Origin of the sequence: Binatus sp. (SeqCode) (genome assembly GCF_035272065.1) — a bacterium.
Classification (GTDB): Bacteria; Desulfobacterota; Binatia; order Binatales; family Binataceae; genus Binatus.
Genome location: NZ_DATEQZ010000109.1, coordinates 30,767 through 47,745 on the forward strand (window position 1 = coordinate 30,767; position 16,979 = coordinate 47,745).

At 60.4% G+C, this 16,979-nt stretch carries 14 protein-coding genes and 1 pseudogene; 4 read left to right on the plus strand and 11 right to left on the minus strand.

The features are described from left to right. Positions 1–54 precede the first annotated feature (54 nt). Together VJX68_RS17520 and VJX68_RS17525 are read right to left on the minus strand one after the other, a co-directional pair. Positions 55–2,808, minus strand: a complete 2,754-nt coding sequence (locus VJX68_RS17520; protein ID WP_324097015.1) for a UPF0182 family membrane protein — start codon at positions 2,806–2,808, stop codon at positions 55–57. A gap of 12 nt (positions 2,809–2,820) precedes the next feature. Beyond that, positions 2,821–3,135: a hypothetical protein gene (locus VJX68_RS17525; protein ID WP_324097016.1), complete on the minus strand. Its 315-nt coding sequence runs from the start codon at positions 3,133–3,135 to the stop codon at positions 2,821–2,823. A gap of 128 nt (positions 3,136–3,263) precedes the next feature. Between VJX68_RS17525 and VJX68_RS17530 the strand changes: the two genes are divergently transcribed. From VJX68_RS17530 to VJX68_RS17545, 4 genes are all read left to right on the plus strand, one after another. Continuing rightward, the gene (locus VJX68_RS17530) at positions 3,264–4,946 is read left to right on the plus strand and encodes a thiamine pyrophosphate-binding protein (protein WP_324097017.1); all 1,683 of its coding nucleotides are present in this window, start codon (positions 3,264–3,266) and stop codon (positions 4,944–4,946) included. Further along, positions 4,943–6,574, plus strand: a complete 1,632-nt coding sequence (locus VJX68_RS17535; RefSeq protein WP_324097018.1) for an acetate--CoA ligase — start codon at positions 4,943–4,945, stop codon at positions 6,572–6,574. Before VJX68_RS17530 ends, VJX68_RS17535 begins: the two co-directional genes overlap by 4 nt. Further along, positions 6,571–7,302 (plus strand): CPBP family intramembrane glutamic endopeptidase, encoded by a 732-nt coding sequence (locus VJX68_RS17540; RefSeq protein WP_324097019.1) that lies wholly within the window; start codon positions 6,571–6,573, stop codon positions 7,300–7,302. The genes VJX68_RS17535 and VJX68_RS17540 overlap by 4 nt, the downstream gene beginning before the upstream one ends. Positions 7,303–7,400: 98 nt before the next feature. Continuing rightward, positions 7,401–8,354 carry an SDR family NAD(P)-dependent oxidoreductase gene (locus tag VJX68_RS17545; protein WP_324097020.1) on the plus strand — a complete coding sequence of 318 codons (954 nt, stop codon included), beginning with the start codon at positions 7,401–7,403 and terminating at the stop codon, positions 8,352–8,354. Positions 8,355–8,457: 103 nt separating this feature from the next. On the opposite strand, the gene VJX68_RS17550 is transcribed toward VJX68_RS17545, so the two are convergent. The 9 genes and pseudogenes from VJX68_RS17550 to VJX68_RS17590 form a co-directional block, all read right to left on the minus strand. Further along, positions 8,458–9,417 (minus strand): amidohydrolase family protein, encoded by a 960-nt coding sequence (locus VJX68_RS17550; RefSeq protein ID WP_324097021.1) that lies wholly within the window; start codon positions 9,415–9,417, stop codon positions 8,458–8,460. 128 nt (positions 9,418–9,545) lie between these two features. Next, a pseudogene (locus tag VJX68_RS17555) lies at positions 9,546–10,193 on the minus strand (DJ-1/PfpI family protein). Between the two features lie 17 nt (positions 10,194–10,210). After that, positions 10,211–11,227, minus strand: a complete 1,017-nt coding sequence (locus VJX68_RS17560) for a GlxA family transcriptional regulator (protein WP_324097028.1) — start codon at positions 11,225–11,227, stop codon at positions 10,211–10,213. 87 nt (positions 11,228–11,314) lie between these two features. Continuing rightward, on the minus strand, positions 11,315–12,001 hold the full coding sequence (locus VJX68_RS17565) for a hypothetical protein (RefSeq protein ID WP_324097022.1): 687 nt from the start codon (positions 11,999–12,001) through the stop codon (positions 11,315–11,317). Between the two features lie 25 nt (positions 12,002–12,026). Beyond that, positions 12,027–12,707: a DedA family protein gene (locus VJX68_RS17570; protein WP_324097023.1), complete on the minus strand. Its 681-nt coding sequence runs from the start codon at positions 12,705–12,707 to the stop codon at positions 12,027–12,029. A gap of 87 nt (positions 12,708–12,794) precedes the next feature. Then, positions 12,795–13,418, minus strand: coding sequence for a GtrA family protein (locus VJX68_RS17575; protein ID WP_324097024.1), 624 nt, complete (start codon positions 13,416–13,418; stop codon positions 12,795–12,797). A 109-nt stretch (positions 13,419–13,527) separates the two neighbouring features. Further along, positions 13,528–15,384 carry a hypothetical protein gene (locus tag VJX68_RS17580; protein ID WP_324097025.1) on the minus strand — a complete coding sequence of 619 codons (1,857 nt, stop codon included), beginning with the start codon at positions 15,382–15,384 and terminating at the stop codon, positions 13,528–13,530. Between the two features lie 58 nt (positions 15,385–15,442). Then, positions 15,443–15,778 (minus strand): hypothetical protein, encoded by a 336-nt coding sequence (locus VJX68_RS17585; RefSeq protein WP_324097026.1) that lies wholly within the window; start codon positions 15,776–15,778, stop codon positions 15,443–15,445. Between the two features lie 51 nt (positions 15,779–15,829). Then, a partial coding sequence (locus VJX68_RS17590; protein ID WP_324097027.1) for a glycosyltransferase family protein occupies positions 15,830–16,979 on the minus strand: 1,150 nt, incomplete at its 5' end.

Genomic DNA, 16,979 nt, shown 5'->3' on the forward strand with positions numbered 1-16,979 from the left:
AACGCAAGGAACACTTCCGGAGGACGATGACGTCCCGACTCGCGCCCAGTGCTATCAGGGATGTCCGGAGGCTGACGGCTTCGACAGTTCGTCGCCCAGCGCCTTCATTTCTGTGCCGAAGGCTGTCCAATCGCCTGCGCGAATTGCGTCCATCGCGCGATTGTAATGTTGCGCAGCGCTCTGCATGTCGGCCTTCCCCGGTACCGTGCCCTGCGCGATCGATTGCGGCGCCGTCTCATTCGCGATTGCCTTGGCGATCGTCGGCGCCGGCGGCGCTTCATTGGTGAACAGCGCCGCCAGCGTCAGGTCGAGCGTATCGCCCATCACCACGCGATCGCTGTACGACGCGACCACCCGCTGCAACTCGGGCAACTGGCCGTTCTCGGCCCGGATGAACAGCGGCTCGACGTAGAGCAGCGAGTCCTGGACCGGTATCACCAGCAGGTTGCCGAGGATGACTTTCGAACCCATTTGGTTCCACAGCGAGAGTTGCCGCGAAATTTCGGGGTTCTGATTGATGCGCGCCTGGATCTGATAAGGGCCGTAGAAAAGCCTATCCTTCGAAAATGAATACTCGAACAGATGACCGTAATCCGCGCCGTCGCAGCGCGCCGCCATCCACGCGATCATGTTGTCGCGCCCTGACGGCACCATCGGCAGCATCAGCATATACTCCGCCTGGGCCTCGCCCGGTAGCCGCATGATCACGTAGTAGGGCGACATGGGCACCGTCTGGCCGGCGTAGTTTTCGCGCGGAAATCCCCACAGGTCCTCGCGGTTATAGAAGACCTGCGGATCGGTCATGTGATAAGTGCGGAAAGTGTCGGCCTGGATCAGAAAAAAATCTTCCGGATAGCGGATGTGCGCGCGCAACTCAGTGGGCATCGCCGCCATCGGCTTGAACATCTCCGGGAACACGCGCTGCCACGTCTTGATTATCGGGTCCTCGGGATCGGCCACATAAAAATCGGTGTCGCCGGTGTACGCGTCGACCACCACCTTGACCGAATTGCGGATGTAGTTGATCCCGTCGGCGTTGCGCTGAGAGTACGGGTAATGATCGCTGGTCGTATAGCAGTCAACGATCCAGACCATGCGGCCGTTTAGAACCACGGCGTAAGGATCGCGATCGAGATTCAGGAACGGCGCAATGTAGGCGATGCGGCTCGCGATGTTGCGCCGGATCATGATCTTGCTCTTCGCCACGATATTCTCGGTGACGAGCAGGTTGATGTCGCGAAAAAAGATGCTGAACAGCAGGCGGCGAAAAAATCCCGCGACCGGCACGCCGCCAGATCCCGAGTAATACGAAAAGACGTTGTCAGCGCCCTTGGGATAGTCGAACTCGGGCGTCGCCGAATCGACGACGGCGTAATTGTCGCGCGCCTCGCCAAAATAAATCGCGGGCTGCTCAACCTTCAGCCCCACGCTAGAGACTGCGGGAATATCCTTCACATAGAACACCGGAAGCCCCTCGGTGTCCTTCTTGTTGACCGGACTCATCGCCAGCCCCGCGCCATGCGTGAACTTGAGATGCTGATTGACCCAGGTCTGCGCGGTGTCGGGCAGCTGGTCGATATTCATCTCGCGCGGCGACAGCATCACCTCGGTGTACTTGCCCTCGATCCAGTAGCGATCGATATCGACGTCGCGAAAATCGTAGTAAGTGCGGATTTCCTGCAACTGCCGGTAAGTATCGATCAGCGGGCGCGGGTCCCACAGCCGGATATTCTTGACCGTCGCCTCATCCTGCCCGAGTGCCGCGGGCGTAAGCGTGCCCTGCCCCGCGAACGGCTTCACGTCCACCGTGTCGAGCTTGTACGCGTGCCGCGTCGCCTCGATATTGCGCTCGAGGTACGGTTTCTCGACCCGCAGCTCGTCGGGCTTGACCCACAGGCGCTCGATCACCGGCTGGATAAAATTCATGATGAGCGCGGGACCGAACACGATAACGAACGCGGCGACAGGAAGCCGCAGGCCACCCTCGCGCGCGTTGTATATGCACATCACAGCGGCGGCCAACGACAGCGCAACGAGCAGCCACAGCCCCGGCTGCCACAAAATTCGATCGACGTAGCGCAGTCCGAACACAACGCCGTCGGTATGCAGCAGCAGGTCGAAGCGGCCGAGCCAGTAACTCATCGCGCGCTGGATGAAGAACAACCCCAGCAGCACCGACAGATGTCCCGTCGCGCCCGGCGACACGCGCGGCGGCGTTTCCTTGAAATCGAGTGCGCCGCGCGCCCAATAGACCGCGATCGCCATCCCGGCCGCCAGCACGATCACCATCAGGAACAGATCGCGGATTTCCTCGAGCAGCGGCACGGTGAAGACGTAAAAGCCGATGTCGTTGCCGAACGCCTGCTCGACGATTCCGAACGGCACCCCGTAAAGTCCCTTGAGGTACGTATCCCAACTCGTCGCCTCGCCCTGCGCCGCGAACAGCGCGAGCAGTGCCGCGCCGGCAGCGACGATCACGCGCCAGGGCACACGTTCGCCGAGCGCACGAATCAGCTCGGGCAGATTGACCTCGACCATCTCGTCTGGTCGGCGCACCACGCGCAGCCGCTCGTGATTGCGGCTCCCGCCGATCGCAATCAGCCCGCTCACGAAGATCGCGGCGAACGCCACCAGCCATACGACGAGAAAGATCGCGATTTCCGCGCCGACGGTCGTGTTGAAGACCCCGCCATAGCCGAGTCTGCCGTACCACAGGTAGTCGACCAGAAGCTGGTCGAGGAAGCTCAACATCACCAGTGCGACGACAACGACTGCCGCGAGAAGGATCAGGAGATTGCGGGGCCGCATCAACGTGATGTGCTATTCGCCCCGGCCAATTTGGCTGACGTGTTCGCGCACGACGTCGGGCGGACAGAGCCAGATAAACAATTTGAGCGAGAGATACCCGATAAGAAGCCAATCGAGTTCGCCGACAATCGGGACCATGTCGAGCTCGAGCGCCGGCGGTGTGAATATAAGGAGCACACCCATCCACGGCACCAATTTCGCCAGCATCGGCACGCGCTCGTCCCTCATCAACCGATAGAACACGCGCACGAACTGGGGCAGGTACATCACGAGCCGGCTCAGTTGCATAGGCCCGAGAAATTGCATGCGCAGTATCTTCGAAAACATCAGCTTAACCCACCAACATCATACTCTAGCACAGCGCGGCGCCGAAGATGTCCTGCGATGAGGAAGGCAACCGCGTTTTTGTTACAATTAGCCGAGAGCTAGGAGGGCGAAGCGGAGTGAAGAGGCACATGGCGCTGGGCGATTTCCTGGTCGCGTACCTGCGCAAGATTGGCGTGTCGCACGTCTTCGGCATCCCCGGTGACCTCGCGCTCAAGCTGTTTTTCGCGCTGGGCCGCAAGCACGGGATGAAAATCATCACGCTGTCGCACGAGCCGGGCGTCGGCTTCGCGGCCGACGGCTATGCGCGCGCGACCGGCAAAATCGGCGTCATCTGCGTCACCTACGGCGCCGGCGGCCACAACATGGTCAATCCCGTCGCGGGCTCGTTCTCGGAACGCGTGCCGATTTTGATTTTTTCAGGGGGCCCGGGCGAGGAGGAGCGCAAGCTCGGCACGCTGATTCATCATCAGGCCCGCGAGATCGAATCGCAGCGCCGCATCTACAATGAAGTCACTTGCGCGTCCGCGGTGCTGACCGATCCGCGCACCGCCGCCGACGAGTTGCATCGCGTCGTGAAACAAATATGGGCCGAGCAGCGGCCGGGCTACGTCGAGATTCATCGCGACATGGTCGATAGGCAAATCGAAGTCCCCGATGAGCTCATCGAATGGGACGGACGCCTGCACTTCCAGGAATCCGACGCGCGCAAGGTCGAGGAAGCCGCGCACGAAACGGCCGCGATGTTCAACGAGAGCCGGAAGCCCGTGCTCATCGCCGGCATCGAGATTCACCGCTTCAAGGCGTCGCAGGAGCTGGTCGAGCTGGCCGAGAAGATGGGCGCGCCGGTGTTCACGACCGTGCTCGGCAAGGGCGCGTTCCCGATGGACCATCCGTTGTACATGGGCGTGCACGTCGGCCCGATCAGTCCGCCGTCGATCGTCGCGCGGATGGATGCTGCCGACTTCGTGCTCAACCTCGGATGTCTCAAAACCGACATGAACTTTGGCAACCGGCCGCCGCACGTGATTCAAGGCAGGACGGTGTGGGCCGTCGATCGCAAGGTCGAAGTTAAGTATCACACCTACACCGACGTCGGGGTGCGTGATTTCGCGCGCGCTCTCCTGCGGCACAAGCTGCGGCAGCATCATGAAAAGGTTATCTATGCCGACAATCTTCGCGAGATCGCCGCGCGCGACGGCAAGCCAGTCAAGGTCGCGCAGATTTTGTCGACGGTCAACGAATTCCTCGCCGACAAACGCGAGTACATAGTAGTCGCCGAGTCGGGCGACATGCTCTTCGGCGGGCTCGACATCCGGGTGCCGCACAACAACGCTTACTTCGCGCAGGGATTTTACGCCTCGATGGGATTCGCGGTGCCCGCCGCGCTCGGCGCGCAAATCGGCAGCGGCATGCGGCCGCTCGTGATGTGCGGCGACGGCGGCTTTCAGATGACCGGCCCCGAAATTTCGCAGGCGCCCGCCAAGGGCGTCAATCCGATCGTCGTGGTGATCAACAACGGCGGATGGGGCATCTTCCGGCCGATTGCCGAGCGCCGCGAACTGCTCGAAATTCCGCCGTGGCCGTACGCGCAACTCGCGCGCGATTGGGGCGGCGAAGGATTCGAAGCGACTACGGTCGAGCAATTGCGCGACGCGCTCCGCGCGGCGCACGACTGCAAGTCGTTCGCGATAATCGACGTGCGCGTCGAACGCGACGACCTCTCTCCCGTTACCGTCAAGTACATCAAGGCGGCGGCGAAACGCTCGCAGGCGCCGGCCGAGCATGCGGCGCGCGGGAATTCGCGCCCATGACGATCGAGGCAATTGAGAGTTATCGGCGCGCGTATCGCGACTTCCGCTGGGAGACGCCGGAGCATTTCAACTTCGCCGAGGTCATCGACAAGTTCGCCGAAGATCCGCGCCGGGTCGCGATCCTGTTCGAGGATAGCGAGGGCCGGCGCGCGCGCCTGACCTTCGCGGACATCGCGGCGCAATCGAAGCGTATCGCGAACGTTCTCGCCGGCCATGGAATCACGCACGGCGACGCGGTCCTGCTGGTGCTGCCGCGAATCACATTGTGGCAGGCCGCGTATATCGGCGCGCTCAGGCTCGGCGCGATCGTCATCCCGTGTACCTCGATGCTGCGCGAGAAGGACTTGATCTATCGCGCGAACCATTCCGGCGCGCGCGCGATAATCGCCACCGTCGAGAACGCCGCGATGATCGCCGACCTGCGCAAGGAGTGCCCGAGCGTCGAGCACTACTTCATAACCGGCACGACCCGCACTGGATGGATCAGCCTGCAGGAATACATGGGTCACTCGTCGCCCGCCTTCAAGCCCGCGAATACGAAATCGTCTGAACCCGCGATTTGCTACTACACTTCCGGCACCACCCGCGAGCCCAAGGCGGTTCTGCATAGTCACTCCTATACCTACAGCCACAAATTCACCGGGCTTAACTGGCTGGACCTCAAGCCGGGCGATATCCACTGGACCACCTCGGACACCGGATGGGCCAAGGCCGCGTACGGCGTGCTGTTCGGGCCGTGGATGAACGGCGTAACGACATTCATGTACAACGGCCGCTTTGACGCCGCCAAAGAACTCGAATTGCTCGCGCACTACCGCATTACTACTTTCTGCGCCCCGCCGACTGAGTATCGAATACTAATTAAGGAAAAACTCACTGACTATTCATTCCCCAAACTGAGGCATTGCACGGGTGCAGGCGAGCCACTGAATCCGGAAGTGATGGAGGTGTGGCGCGACAAGCTGGGATTAACGATTCACGACGGCTACGGCCAAACCGAAACAACGATACTGGCAGCAAACATGCCCGGGATGCCGGTAAAAGTAGGCTCGATGGGCCTCCCATTTCCCGGCCACGACGTCCGCGTTATCAACAACGACCTCGCCGAAACCAAGCTCGATGAACTCGGCGAAATAGCAGTGCGCGTAACTCCCGAGCGCCCGCCATCGCTGTTTCTCGAATATTGGAAAAACGCAGAAGAAACCGCCAGCGTGTTTAAGGGCGATTGGTACCTGACCGGCGACCAGGCCACGCGCGACGCCGACGGCTATCTATGGTTCGTAGGCCGCGCCGACGACGTAATCATCTCGGCAGGTTACCGAATAGGTCCATTCGAAGTAGAAAGCGCCCTCTTGGAACATCCCGCGGTAATGGAATCCGCAGTAGTGGCAACTCCCGACGCCGATCGCGGCTCAATCGTAAAGGCCTTCGTAAAACTTCGCCCCGGCGCTGTAGCCAGTGACCGGCTGGTGACCGAGATCCAGGAACACTGCAAGCGCGTGACCGCTCCCTACAAATATCCGCGCGAAATAGAATTCATCGACGAGTTGCCGAAAACAGTCAGCGGCAAAATCCGCCGCGTAGAGCTACGCCGCCAGGAAGAATTGCGCAAGGGCAAATCTGCATGACGACTTTTCAACAGACTTCCCTGCTCCTGACTCTATTCTGGCTCGTGGTAGTCGCGGTTCGCTTTCGCCGCTCGACCATCGTTCTGATTGGAGGGCTGGTCGCGATTGGCTTGTACCCGTTGGCGGCTTTTGTTTCTGACAAAGTAACTCTGGGTGAGCTTGGGCTGGCCACCCCAAATTCATGGTGGCCCGTGATTGGATTGGCCGTAGCCTGGACGGCATTGATGTTCGCTTACAGCCCCTTGGCTGACCGGTTGGCGACCCGAGCGTTTGCCAAGCCGCCAACCCTTGGGTCATTCCGCGCGATACAGGAATCCAGGGTCAAACTTATCGCCGGTATAGTAGTAGCCTGGGTGCTTGGAGGAATTTTAGAGGAACTTGTTTTCAGGGGGATTGTTCTCAAATCGGTCGAGTCATTGTTGACCGCGTGGCTCACCGCGCCGCTCGCATCCGCGGTTGCCGTCTCCGTCGCGGCATTGGGCGCCGGGCTCATCCACTTCTACCAGGGCCCTCGTGCCATGGTTATCATAACTCAACTCTCGATTTTATTTGGCGTTTTGTTTGTAATCAGCGGGTACAATTTGTGGACTGTGATGCTATGCCATGGACTGTACGACACGATCGCGTTCATCAGGTTTGCGAACAAAAAATCCAAATACTCAAATCTTGACAGCGACAAGTCATTGTCGTCAGGAAAACAAACCTTGGACACTGGCCTGACCCTTTGAGTGCTGTCAGTCTAACGGCGATATTATCTCCGACGTGACGCAGCGGCCTCCGCTGCTTCTTTAACAAATTTCAGCGTTTCGAGATTGGGAGAAGCACAATGGCAAAGACTTTCGGAGCGGAATCGACGGCCGATGAGGTCCTCGAAGGCATCAACCTCTCGGGCAAGCGGGTGTTGGTGACTGGCGTCTCGGCCGGCTTGGGCGTCGAGGCCGCCCGCTCGCTCGTCGCGCACGGCGCCACCGTCGTCGGCACGGCGCGCGATCTCGCGAAGGCGCGGCGCGCCCTCGCGGAAGCCGGCAACCCGCCGGTAGATCTGGTCGAAGTTGATCTCGCTTCGCTCAGCAGCGTGCGCAAGGCGGCGAGCGATTTGATCGCGCGTGCCAAACCCTTCGATGTGATCATCGCGAACGCCGGCGTGATGGCGTGTCCGCAGGGCAAGACGCAGGACGGCTTCGAAACGCAATTCGGGACCAATCACCTGGGGCATTTCGTGTTCATCAACCGACTCGTGCCCCTGCTGAAGTCCGGCGCTCGAGTCGTCACGCTCTCTTCGGGGGGTCACCAGATAAGCGATGTCGACATTGAAGATCCGAATTTCGAGCACACTCCCTATCAAGCCTTTACGGCGTACGGCCGCTCGAAGACCGCAAACATTCTTTACGCGGTCGCTCTCGACAGCCGGCTCAAGGCACGCGGCGTGCGTGCGACCGCGGTCCATCCTGGCGGAATCCAGACCGAGCTCGGCCGCCATCTCACGCCTGAACTCATCGAGCAGATGATGGCGCGAGTGAACAGGGGCGCGAAGAGCGGTCAGGCGCCCGCGTTTCGTTTCAAGACGGTGCCGCAAGGCTCCGCGACTTCAGTGTGGGCCGGCTTTGTCGCGCCGGCCGATGCGGTCGGCGGGCGCTATTGCGAAGACTGTCACGTATGCGAGGTCAATGACGACGCGACGTCGCGCGTCGGCGTGCGCTCCTACGCTCTCAACCTCGACCGCGCAAATGCTCTGTGGCGAAAAAGTGAGGAGATGGTCGGCGAGCGCTTCTCGTTGTAAGCGCGAGAGAAGTTGCACCCTCACTTAGCCGTCGCTTTCTTAACACCGGGTGCAGGGGTCACCCCTGCACAAGGAAGCGTGAACCCCAGAACGGGTTTCACATTCAATTGAGCCGCGGAAATAGAGCGAGCGCGTTGCCGCGCCCGATCGCGCGGAAGTCCTCCGCGGACAACAACTTGCTGCTCAGCAATTCTGCCAGATGCGCCGACACCACCGACTCCGGCGTGTGTACGTAGTCGCTGCCGTAGAGAATATGCGAGCGTTCGGTCATCTCGAGTAGCGGCGCGAGCGCATTGGAGCCGGGCGAGCCTGCAAGATCATAGTAGAGTTGGCGCAGATGCTCTTCAGTGCTGACCGGAGTACTCCCGCTGCCGCCGGCGAGACCGCGGCCGAACATGCCTATTCGCCGAGCCAGGAACGGCAGAGTGCCGCCCGCGTGAGGCACGATGATGCGGAGTTTCGGACAACGCACCGTCGTTCCGCTGAATATCAGGTTGACCACCGCCCGCGTGCTGTCGAATGTGAATTCGATCATTGGCCGCGGATATCCGAGCGCGCTCTGCTGCCAACATATCGGCGAGGTGGGATGAATGAAGACTACTGCTGCCCGGCGGTTGAGCTCATCGAAGACCGGATCCAGCCGCTTGTCACCGAGGTACACGCCGTTGAAGTTGGTCAGCATGACTACGCCGTCGAGCTTGAGCGTATCCAGCGCGTAGGCGATCTCTTCCAGCGCACCGTCAACGTCCGGAAGCGGCAGGCTGGCGAAGCCGCCAAAGCGCCCGCGATAGTCCCCAATAGTGCGCGCGGCAAACTCGTTGACGGATCGAGCCAGCAGACGGGCTTTTGCGTCGTTGCCGAAGTGCACTCCGGGAGAAGATACCGACAACATCCCGGTCGCGATTCCCATTCGGTCCATCATCGCGAGCACGGCCTCCGCGCTCCATTGCGGTGCCGCAAACCCATCCGGCGAACCGCCAACGGCATCGATCATTTTCTCGCGATACTCCGGGCTCAGATAATGGAAATGGACGTCGATGCGGTCCGTGAACTGATCTGTCATCGGGGTCGGCCCTCCGATTCCGTGGTTTGTGCGGCTTGAGTCGAAACGAGCGAGCGTCGTAAAAGATAATAACTCTCTTACTCTCGACTTGGTAAACAGTAGCAGCACGATCCGTATAACTTCGACGCTTACTTCGCCGCCGCTTTTGCCTCGGCCCTCTGGTAGCGCGGGCGCAGCACTTCCATGACGTGCGCTGGCGCGCGGCCCGCATGCCCGTCGAACGGCGGCTGCGGATCGTATTCGATGCCGACCTGGATCGCGTGCGCCACGGTGTCGCCCGCCACGCGGCGCACGAGATGCAGCGCCATGTCGATGCCGGCGGAGACTCCGGCGGCCGTGATGATTTTGCCGTCTTCGACGACGCGCTCGCTGCGCGGCTCGGCGCCGAACTGGCGCAACTTATCGAGTCGCGTCCAATGCGTGGTTGCGGGCCGTCCCTTCAGCAGCCCGGCTGCACCCAGCACCAACGCGCCGGTGCAAACCGACGTAGTCCATTATGTGGTCTTGTCGATTTGCCGTATCCACTCGAGCATGTGCGGCTTCTCGCGCACCTGCGCCTCGCCGCGTTCGCCCGGCACGAGCAGGATGTCGGTGCTGGTCACATCGGCGATCGAATAGTCGGCGACTATGCCGAGCGATCTCGGATCGGCGCGCTTGATGCCCGCGGTTTCGCCGACGAACATCACCTCGGCGCCCGGAATTCGGCACAGCACCTCGAACGGTCCAATGGCATCCAGTGTTGTGAGGTCGTCGAAAATCAGGAAGGCAATTCGCATGGCGTTCTCCTTTTTCGTCAGGCGCTCAATTTTTGGTGAAATCGGCTGCGATACGCGCTGGGCGGCACGTGCAGCGTGCGGATAAACGCGCGGCGCATCGACTCGCGCGTACCGAAGCCGCATTCCGACGCGATCGAATCGACGCCGTCGGCGGATTCTTCGAGCCGCCGGCGCACCGCTTCGACGCGCGAGTTCTCGACGAATTCCCCCGGCGTCACTCCGACTTCGCGGATGAACACGCGCGCGAAGTTCCGCGGGCTCATCGCGGCGCGCCGCGCAAGCGCTTCAACCGAGAGATCGGTGCCGAGATGATCCGCGATCCATCGCTGCAGCTCGCGGATCGGCTCGCGATCGGCAACCTGCGCGCTGAGCTGTACCGAGAACTGCGACTGCCCGCCGGGGCGGCGCAGGAACATGACCAACTCGCGCGCCACCGCGAGGGCAACGTCACGGCCGTGGTCTTCCTCGAGCAACGCCAGCGCCAAATCGATTCCCGCAGTCACGCCGGCCGAGGTAAATATCTTGCCGGCGCGAACGAAGATCGGGTCGCTCTTGACCGACACCGCCGGATAATCCGCAGCGAGCCGCTCGCATTGCCGCCAATGAGTAGTCGCCGACAGCCCGTCGAGGAGACCAGCCTCCGCGAGCAGAAATGCGCCAGTACAGACCGAGCAGAGGCGGCGCGCACGCCGCACGCTGCCGCGGAGCCATTCGATCAACGCGCGATCGCGCAGCGCGTCGGTAGTTCCGCGCCCGCCGGCGACCAGGATCGTGTCGAGCGGCCCGCGCACCTGCGCAATCGAGCGTTCTGCGATCACCCGGATGCCCGATGAAGTCGTCAGCGCGCCCGCCTTCGCCGCCACAATCTCAACTGTGTACGCGGGAACGGACCAGCCGCGTTCGTCGGTGAGCAGACGGGCGGCGCGTCCGAACACTTCGAGCGGCCCGGTGATATCGATGATCTGCGCGTCGGGAAACGCGAGCATGACGATTCGGCGCGTGCGCGATCTGCGGGACGTTCGTGAGATCTTCATGTCAGGGAGATTGTCGCGCGCATCGATGTTGGCAGCAATAGGCAAGCTGCCACAGTTACTGCCAATCGTGGCTACGCGGCGGACATTTCAAGGATGGGCCGATTGCGGCGTCGGCGACGAAGGCTGAGCCGCCGCGATGGGTCGCATCGGCAGCGCATCGCGAAATTTCGGCTGGAGCATAAGCAAACCGACGGCGCGCGAGAGCGCCACTGACAGGGACTCGGCGGGCTCCGTCTCGAGCGGCAGAAAAACCTCGGCGCCAACGGGATTCGGCGGCTCATTCTCGATGCCGCTGATCTCGTCCGAGTAAATCACGGCGCCATCGCGATTCTTGAGCTGGTACTTTACGCGCACCACCGCTTTCATCGTGAAGTACTGGCCGTGCACGGTCTCATCCGCGCCGAAACGCTTGTTCACTTCGAGCTGTTCGAGCTCGGAGGTGAGGAGAAAATCCGAGCCCTCGGGCGGCTTGCCGTCGACGGGATTCGAGTCGAGCGCCAACGGCACCAGGCCGGCGTCCGCGAGCCCCTTAGTCAGCGCGATGTTGAAAGCATGCGCACCGTCAGCAACTACGAGCGTATTCTCGGCTGTGCCATCGGCGGCGTAGATCATGCCGGTCTCGGAATCGCCAGAGCCGAAATTTCCAATCGTGGGAGGCACCGCAATTTTCGCGGGACGAAAAATATTTTGCGAGCCCGGAACGAAATCCGGTAGATAGTGAAGATCGATACGCGTGCGCGGCTTGCATCCGGTCAGCGCGAGCATGAGCGCCACGAGCGTGACGCAGTCGCGAACGCAACTACGGTTGAGGCCGCGACACTGCAGGATGCCGATCCCTCCACCAAAAAACGAACACCACGAGCAGCAGGACGAATCCGGCCACGCCGATCCATCGCGAAACCTGATGCGCCATCGTCAGCGCCGGATAAAGCTCGTCACCCACCAGGTAGCCGACGGTCACGACCAGCGAGCACCACACAATCGCGCCGAGTACGTTCCATCCGAGGAATTGAAAGAACGGCATCCCGCACGCACCAGCCATCGGCCCTGCCATGAATCGCACGCCGGTAATGAATCGCGCCATGAACACCGCCTTGCTGCCGTGAGTCTGAAAGAAAAGTTGCAGCCGTTCGTAGCGCGTGCGCATGAAAGGGAAAGTCGTGGCCAGCCGCGAGAGCACGCGCTGTCCGCCGGTGCGCCCGATAACGTAGCCGCAGCAGTCGCCGGTGACCGCGCTGATGACTACGACGACATACACGAGTCGCAGATCGAGCAGTACCTGCCCGGCCAGGAATCCAGCGGCTAGCATCACGGTTTCCTCGGGCACTGGCACGCCGAGGTTGCCGACGAACACGGCAACGAAAATGCCGAGATAGCCCCACGTCGCGAGCAGATCCGCGATACGGGCGGGGTCGGTTATCCCATGCATTGAAAATCCATTTTTCGCGACGTCAGCGGCACTCGGACCCCGCTCGGCCATCTCCAGCTTGCCGGATTGAGTGTGCCAGCGTAAGAGGCTTTGGACTAGCAGGTGTTAAAATTACGCGTCGGAAGCAAAACGCCGCATTTATGATTCTAATGCAACGGTCGCCGGCTTTTTGAACACGAAAAACTTATAGCCGAAGAAATTCGTGAAGAGCGTTAGTCCGGCACCGGAAATTGCGCCGAAGTTTGCCCACAGCTTGGTACTCACTCCGCGCGGTGCGCCGATGACGTTCACAATCACGTCCGCGCCCGCCACGTTGAGGCCCACCGCTACCAGCGTCACCACCAGGAACGAGACCAGCTCCCGTCGTGCCCCCGCGGATTTCGCGGTATCGAAGGTCCAGTACTTATTCCACAGATAGCTGTTGATCGTTCCCAGCGTCACCGAGACTGATTTGAACGCAACAAAGCCGGCGCCTGAGGACACGCCGGTTATCAGCATCAGAGAATTCAGGACGCCAAAATCGACGCCGGAATTCAGAACGCCGGTCAAGGCAAACTTCGCAAATTCGAACAGCGAGGGAACTCGGCCGGCAACCAGGCTCGCGACGAGCAGCGCGATCGCGAATAGCACGGCGCCAATAGGGGGCAAGGAAAACAGCGGAATCCTGAGCACGGTTCGGAGCCCAAGATTGATCACGATCGGGATTGCCAGCGCACCAGTCAGAAATCCGACGATCAGCGCGAGCACTGTGTCCCGTGCCAACCTGCTACCGCCGCCCGAGCCGCTAAACTCCTGTGATGCCATGTGGTCGTAGTTGCGGATACAGAAGCAAACGTCGCGAGCCCTCGCTCCGCGCTCTCGACGTGCCAGTCTACCAGTCCTTCCTCCAGAGAATGATTGTGGCGATAAGACCGAGCAGGGTAACAGTCACGGCTACGGCGAAATGCTTGGGCCGGAATCTCAGCGCAATGTCCTGGCTGCCGGCAGGTAGACGGACTGCCAATAATCCGCCTCGCGAAGCGGGGTCGCCAACTCCGCGTACGACGCGCCATCCCGGAAAATAATTCTGATTTACTACCAATTCGGTCGGCGCCGTCGCAGATACATGGTATGTCAACTGGTTAGGCGTCCACTCGACCTGAGTAGCTTGGCCTGGTCCGACGAGGTAGTACTCGCCGGAATAGTCTGCCTGATTGTATCCCACGACTCTCGGTGGAATAGACGCAGTGCGATAGCAGTTGATAGCACCAAGATTTGCCATATTGTATTCGGTCATCTTCTGCGTATCGTCGGACCAAAACTGCCGGAACTGAGCATAGTGATACAACTCGTTCGGAGTAGGGCTGTGAAACAGGTATCTGAGATTGGGTGGGCCAACAAACCATGCGTCGACTAGCCCGATAACAAAAAGCGCACCGACTGCGTGCGGACCCCATCGTCCCGCGTTGCGGCAGACGAAATCCGCTCCGAACGCGGCAATCGCGCCAACCGCAAACACGAATGGGTACATGAAGCGCGTGGGAAAGCTGATATTGCCGCAGAGCGGAAGTCTTTGCAGCAGCGCAAACGCGGAGTAAGGACCAGAACTTCCGCGCGCCAGCAAGAGTAAGACTATCGCCGCGACGAGCCATGGCAGCGTCTTAAGCCTCCCGGGCAAGCCAAACACCGCCAGCAGTGCGAATGCCGGCGAAACATACGCACCGTAACAAGCGAACAGCCCGGTGTTGGGAATTTCACGATACAAGTCCTGGTTCCTGGAGAACAGGAACGTCGGAATCATAGACAGCGTAGCATCTCGGCAAGCCAATCCGGCGGCGCGCGGATAGAGGGCTATGAACTCTGCAACGGGCAACATCTTGATTGCTCCGATGGCCGCTCCAAAAACTACCAGAACGACTGCTGCGATGCCTGGCCAGATGCTTCGTTGCGTCAATGCGATCATGAGTGAAAGCAAGGCGAGCAGAATGCCTGCATATACGAATGTGTAATTGCCCTCCGTCGCAGTGAGGGCAAGCATGATCCCGCCTACAGCGAGCGGTGCAATCTTTCGGCGATCGATCCCGACAAAGAATAGCGCGAGCATCCACAGCCAGTACGCAACAGGCAGCGATATCTGGAGATTACCCATCGCGAGCTGAAGGTATAGCCACGAACACGAAAGAAATACTGACCCTAGAACCAGCCCTGCAATCGCTCCCAGTCCCATCACACGCGCCAATACGTAGGCGCCGGCAAACCCAAGCGCCAGGTGCAGGACAATTTGAAGGTAAACTCCGGCAATCGGTCCGGTCGCCATATCGACCAGAAGAAACGGCGTGGCAACGATCGCCTCAGGATTACCCAGCATCGGCATCCCGCCGCATTTGTATGGATTCCAGGACGGAAACTGAAGGAAGTGAGTAGTCGTTTGATACACTACCCACCGCAATGCTGTTTCCTCATCCCAGTCGCCATTGACGGGGAGACGAGCCAGATGACTAAATACCGGTCCTGCGGTTATCCATCTGAAGACGCCCGGACCCAGGTAGACCAGATCGCCGAGTATCGGGTACGAGAACACGAGCGCAAATGCGAGCGAGCCGACGACGAGCCACGCGGCTTCGCGCCGCGTGATCGGTTGAAACCATCTGTCGTTGGTGCAGAGTGAATCCCCAGCCGCGGCGACCTTGGTGGAAGGTTCCCGCTCGAACAGAGCATTCGTCAAGGCTGAAATGATTCGTTGCAACAAGTGAGCATCCTCAACGGATCGGTTGCTTCGCCATACTCTTAAGCCCCCGAAGCCAAACTCAAAAATTACGCGCCTCGAAGCGGCGCGGTGACTCCCATCGGATCAGCACAAATGCGGCGAAAGCAGTCAGCATTGAGATTATCAGCCCGCAAATTGCCGCGATGCTGATGTATCTGAGGACGATTCGGCTTTTTCCAGCTGGCACCCGCACCGCCAGCAATCCATCTTGCGAAAATGTCTGGCTGGGGCCCGATGTGACTCGCCACGATGGATCGTAGTTCTGATTGACGACCATCACCGAAGGCACCGGCGCGTCCACGGCATACTCGAGGCGGTTGGAAGTCCATTTCTCCAGGCGCACCGTGCCAGGCCCTATAAGGTATTGCTCACCCAAATAGCCGGCTTCGTTCCATCCTTTCGCCTCTGTCGGCCAATCGGTGTACGTCTAGCAATTCACAACGCCTTCGTGATGCCGAATCACGCTGGTCTCGACGAGTGCGGGATCGCGCTGATATTGGGCAAAGTCAATCCGGGGCGGACCATGATCGACGACCCACATCGATGTGTAACGCAGGTTGGGAGGACCGACCAGAATCAAATCAACGCCGCCAATGAGTATGAGAAAAGCAGAAACCGCGAGTGCGGCGGCCGAGCCGCGACTGCACACCACGTCGATGCCGAGACCGGCCAACACCGCCACCATCAGCGCGAGTGGAATCAGAATGCGCGACGGCAGACGGGTCGAAGAAAAGAGTGGCACACTGTGCAGCCATACATACAAAGAGTTTGGACCGGTCCATCCTCGAGCCAGGTGGAACAGAACGATCGCAGTTAGAAGCCATGGCAGAGCGTTGCGCGGAGACATCAACCCCGCCATCGCGATCACCGCGAACAGGCCCACGTATGCGCCCAATTCCCAAAAGCCCCAACCATTCACGCTTGGTCGATCGTGATCCTGATTGCGAGACATCAACGCTTCACCTAGCGCATAGACGCTGTTCGAGTACCCTTCGTCGGTTGGGCGAGGATGCGATGCCATCGCCTGAATTGCCGGCAACCCCTTGACCGCGGCGAATCCTCCCGCGAAAAGCGCCGCGACCACAAGCGCGATCAGCGGGAGAGCACTCAGCCGCACCGCGGCTCGACCAACGAGCACTAGCGCGACCGTCAAACCTTCGAAGAGTGGGGGATACGGGCTGCCCTCGAAGAAACTAACCGCTATCAGCGCGCCGCACAGCGCCGCGTATCGAAGCTTGCCGCGATCCGATCCAGTCCATCCGGCCGCAATTATCCACGGCAGGTATATGAAAACCAGGATGACGAGATGGCCCTCGCCAGCGCGCAGGAAAAACCAAGAACTCCCGGCGAATGCGGTACCGATACAGATTGTCGATATGCGTCTCATTCCTAGCACTCGGCCCAACACGTAGCCACCGGCCCATGCGATCGCGTCGTAAAGGATGACCTCTAGATGCAGACCCACCACCGGGCCGAACATCAAGGTGAGAAAGAACCAGGGAGTCAGGAAATGAGACTGGGGATCACCGAGTAGCGGCATACCGCCGCATAGGAACGGATTCCACAGCGGAAATTGA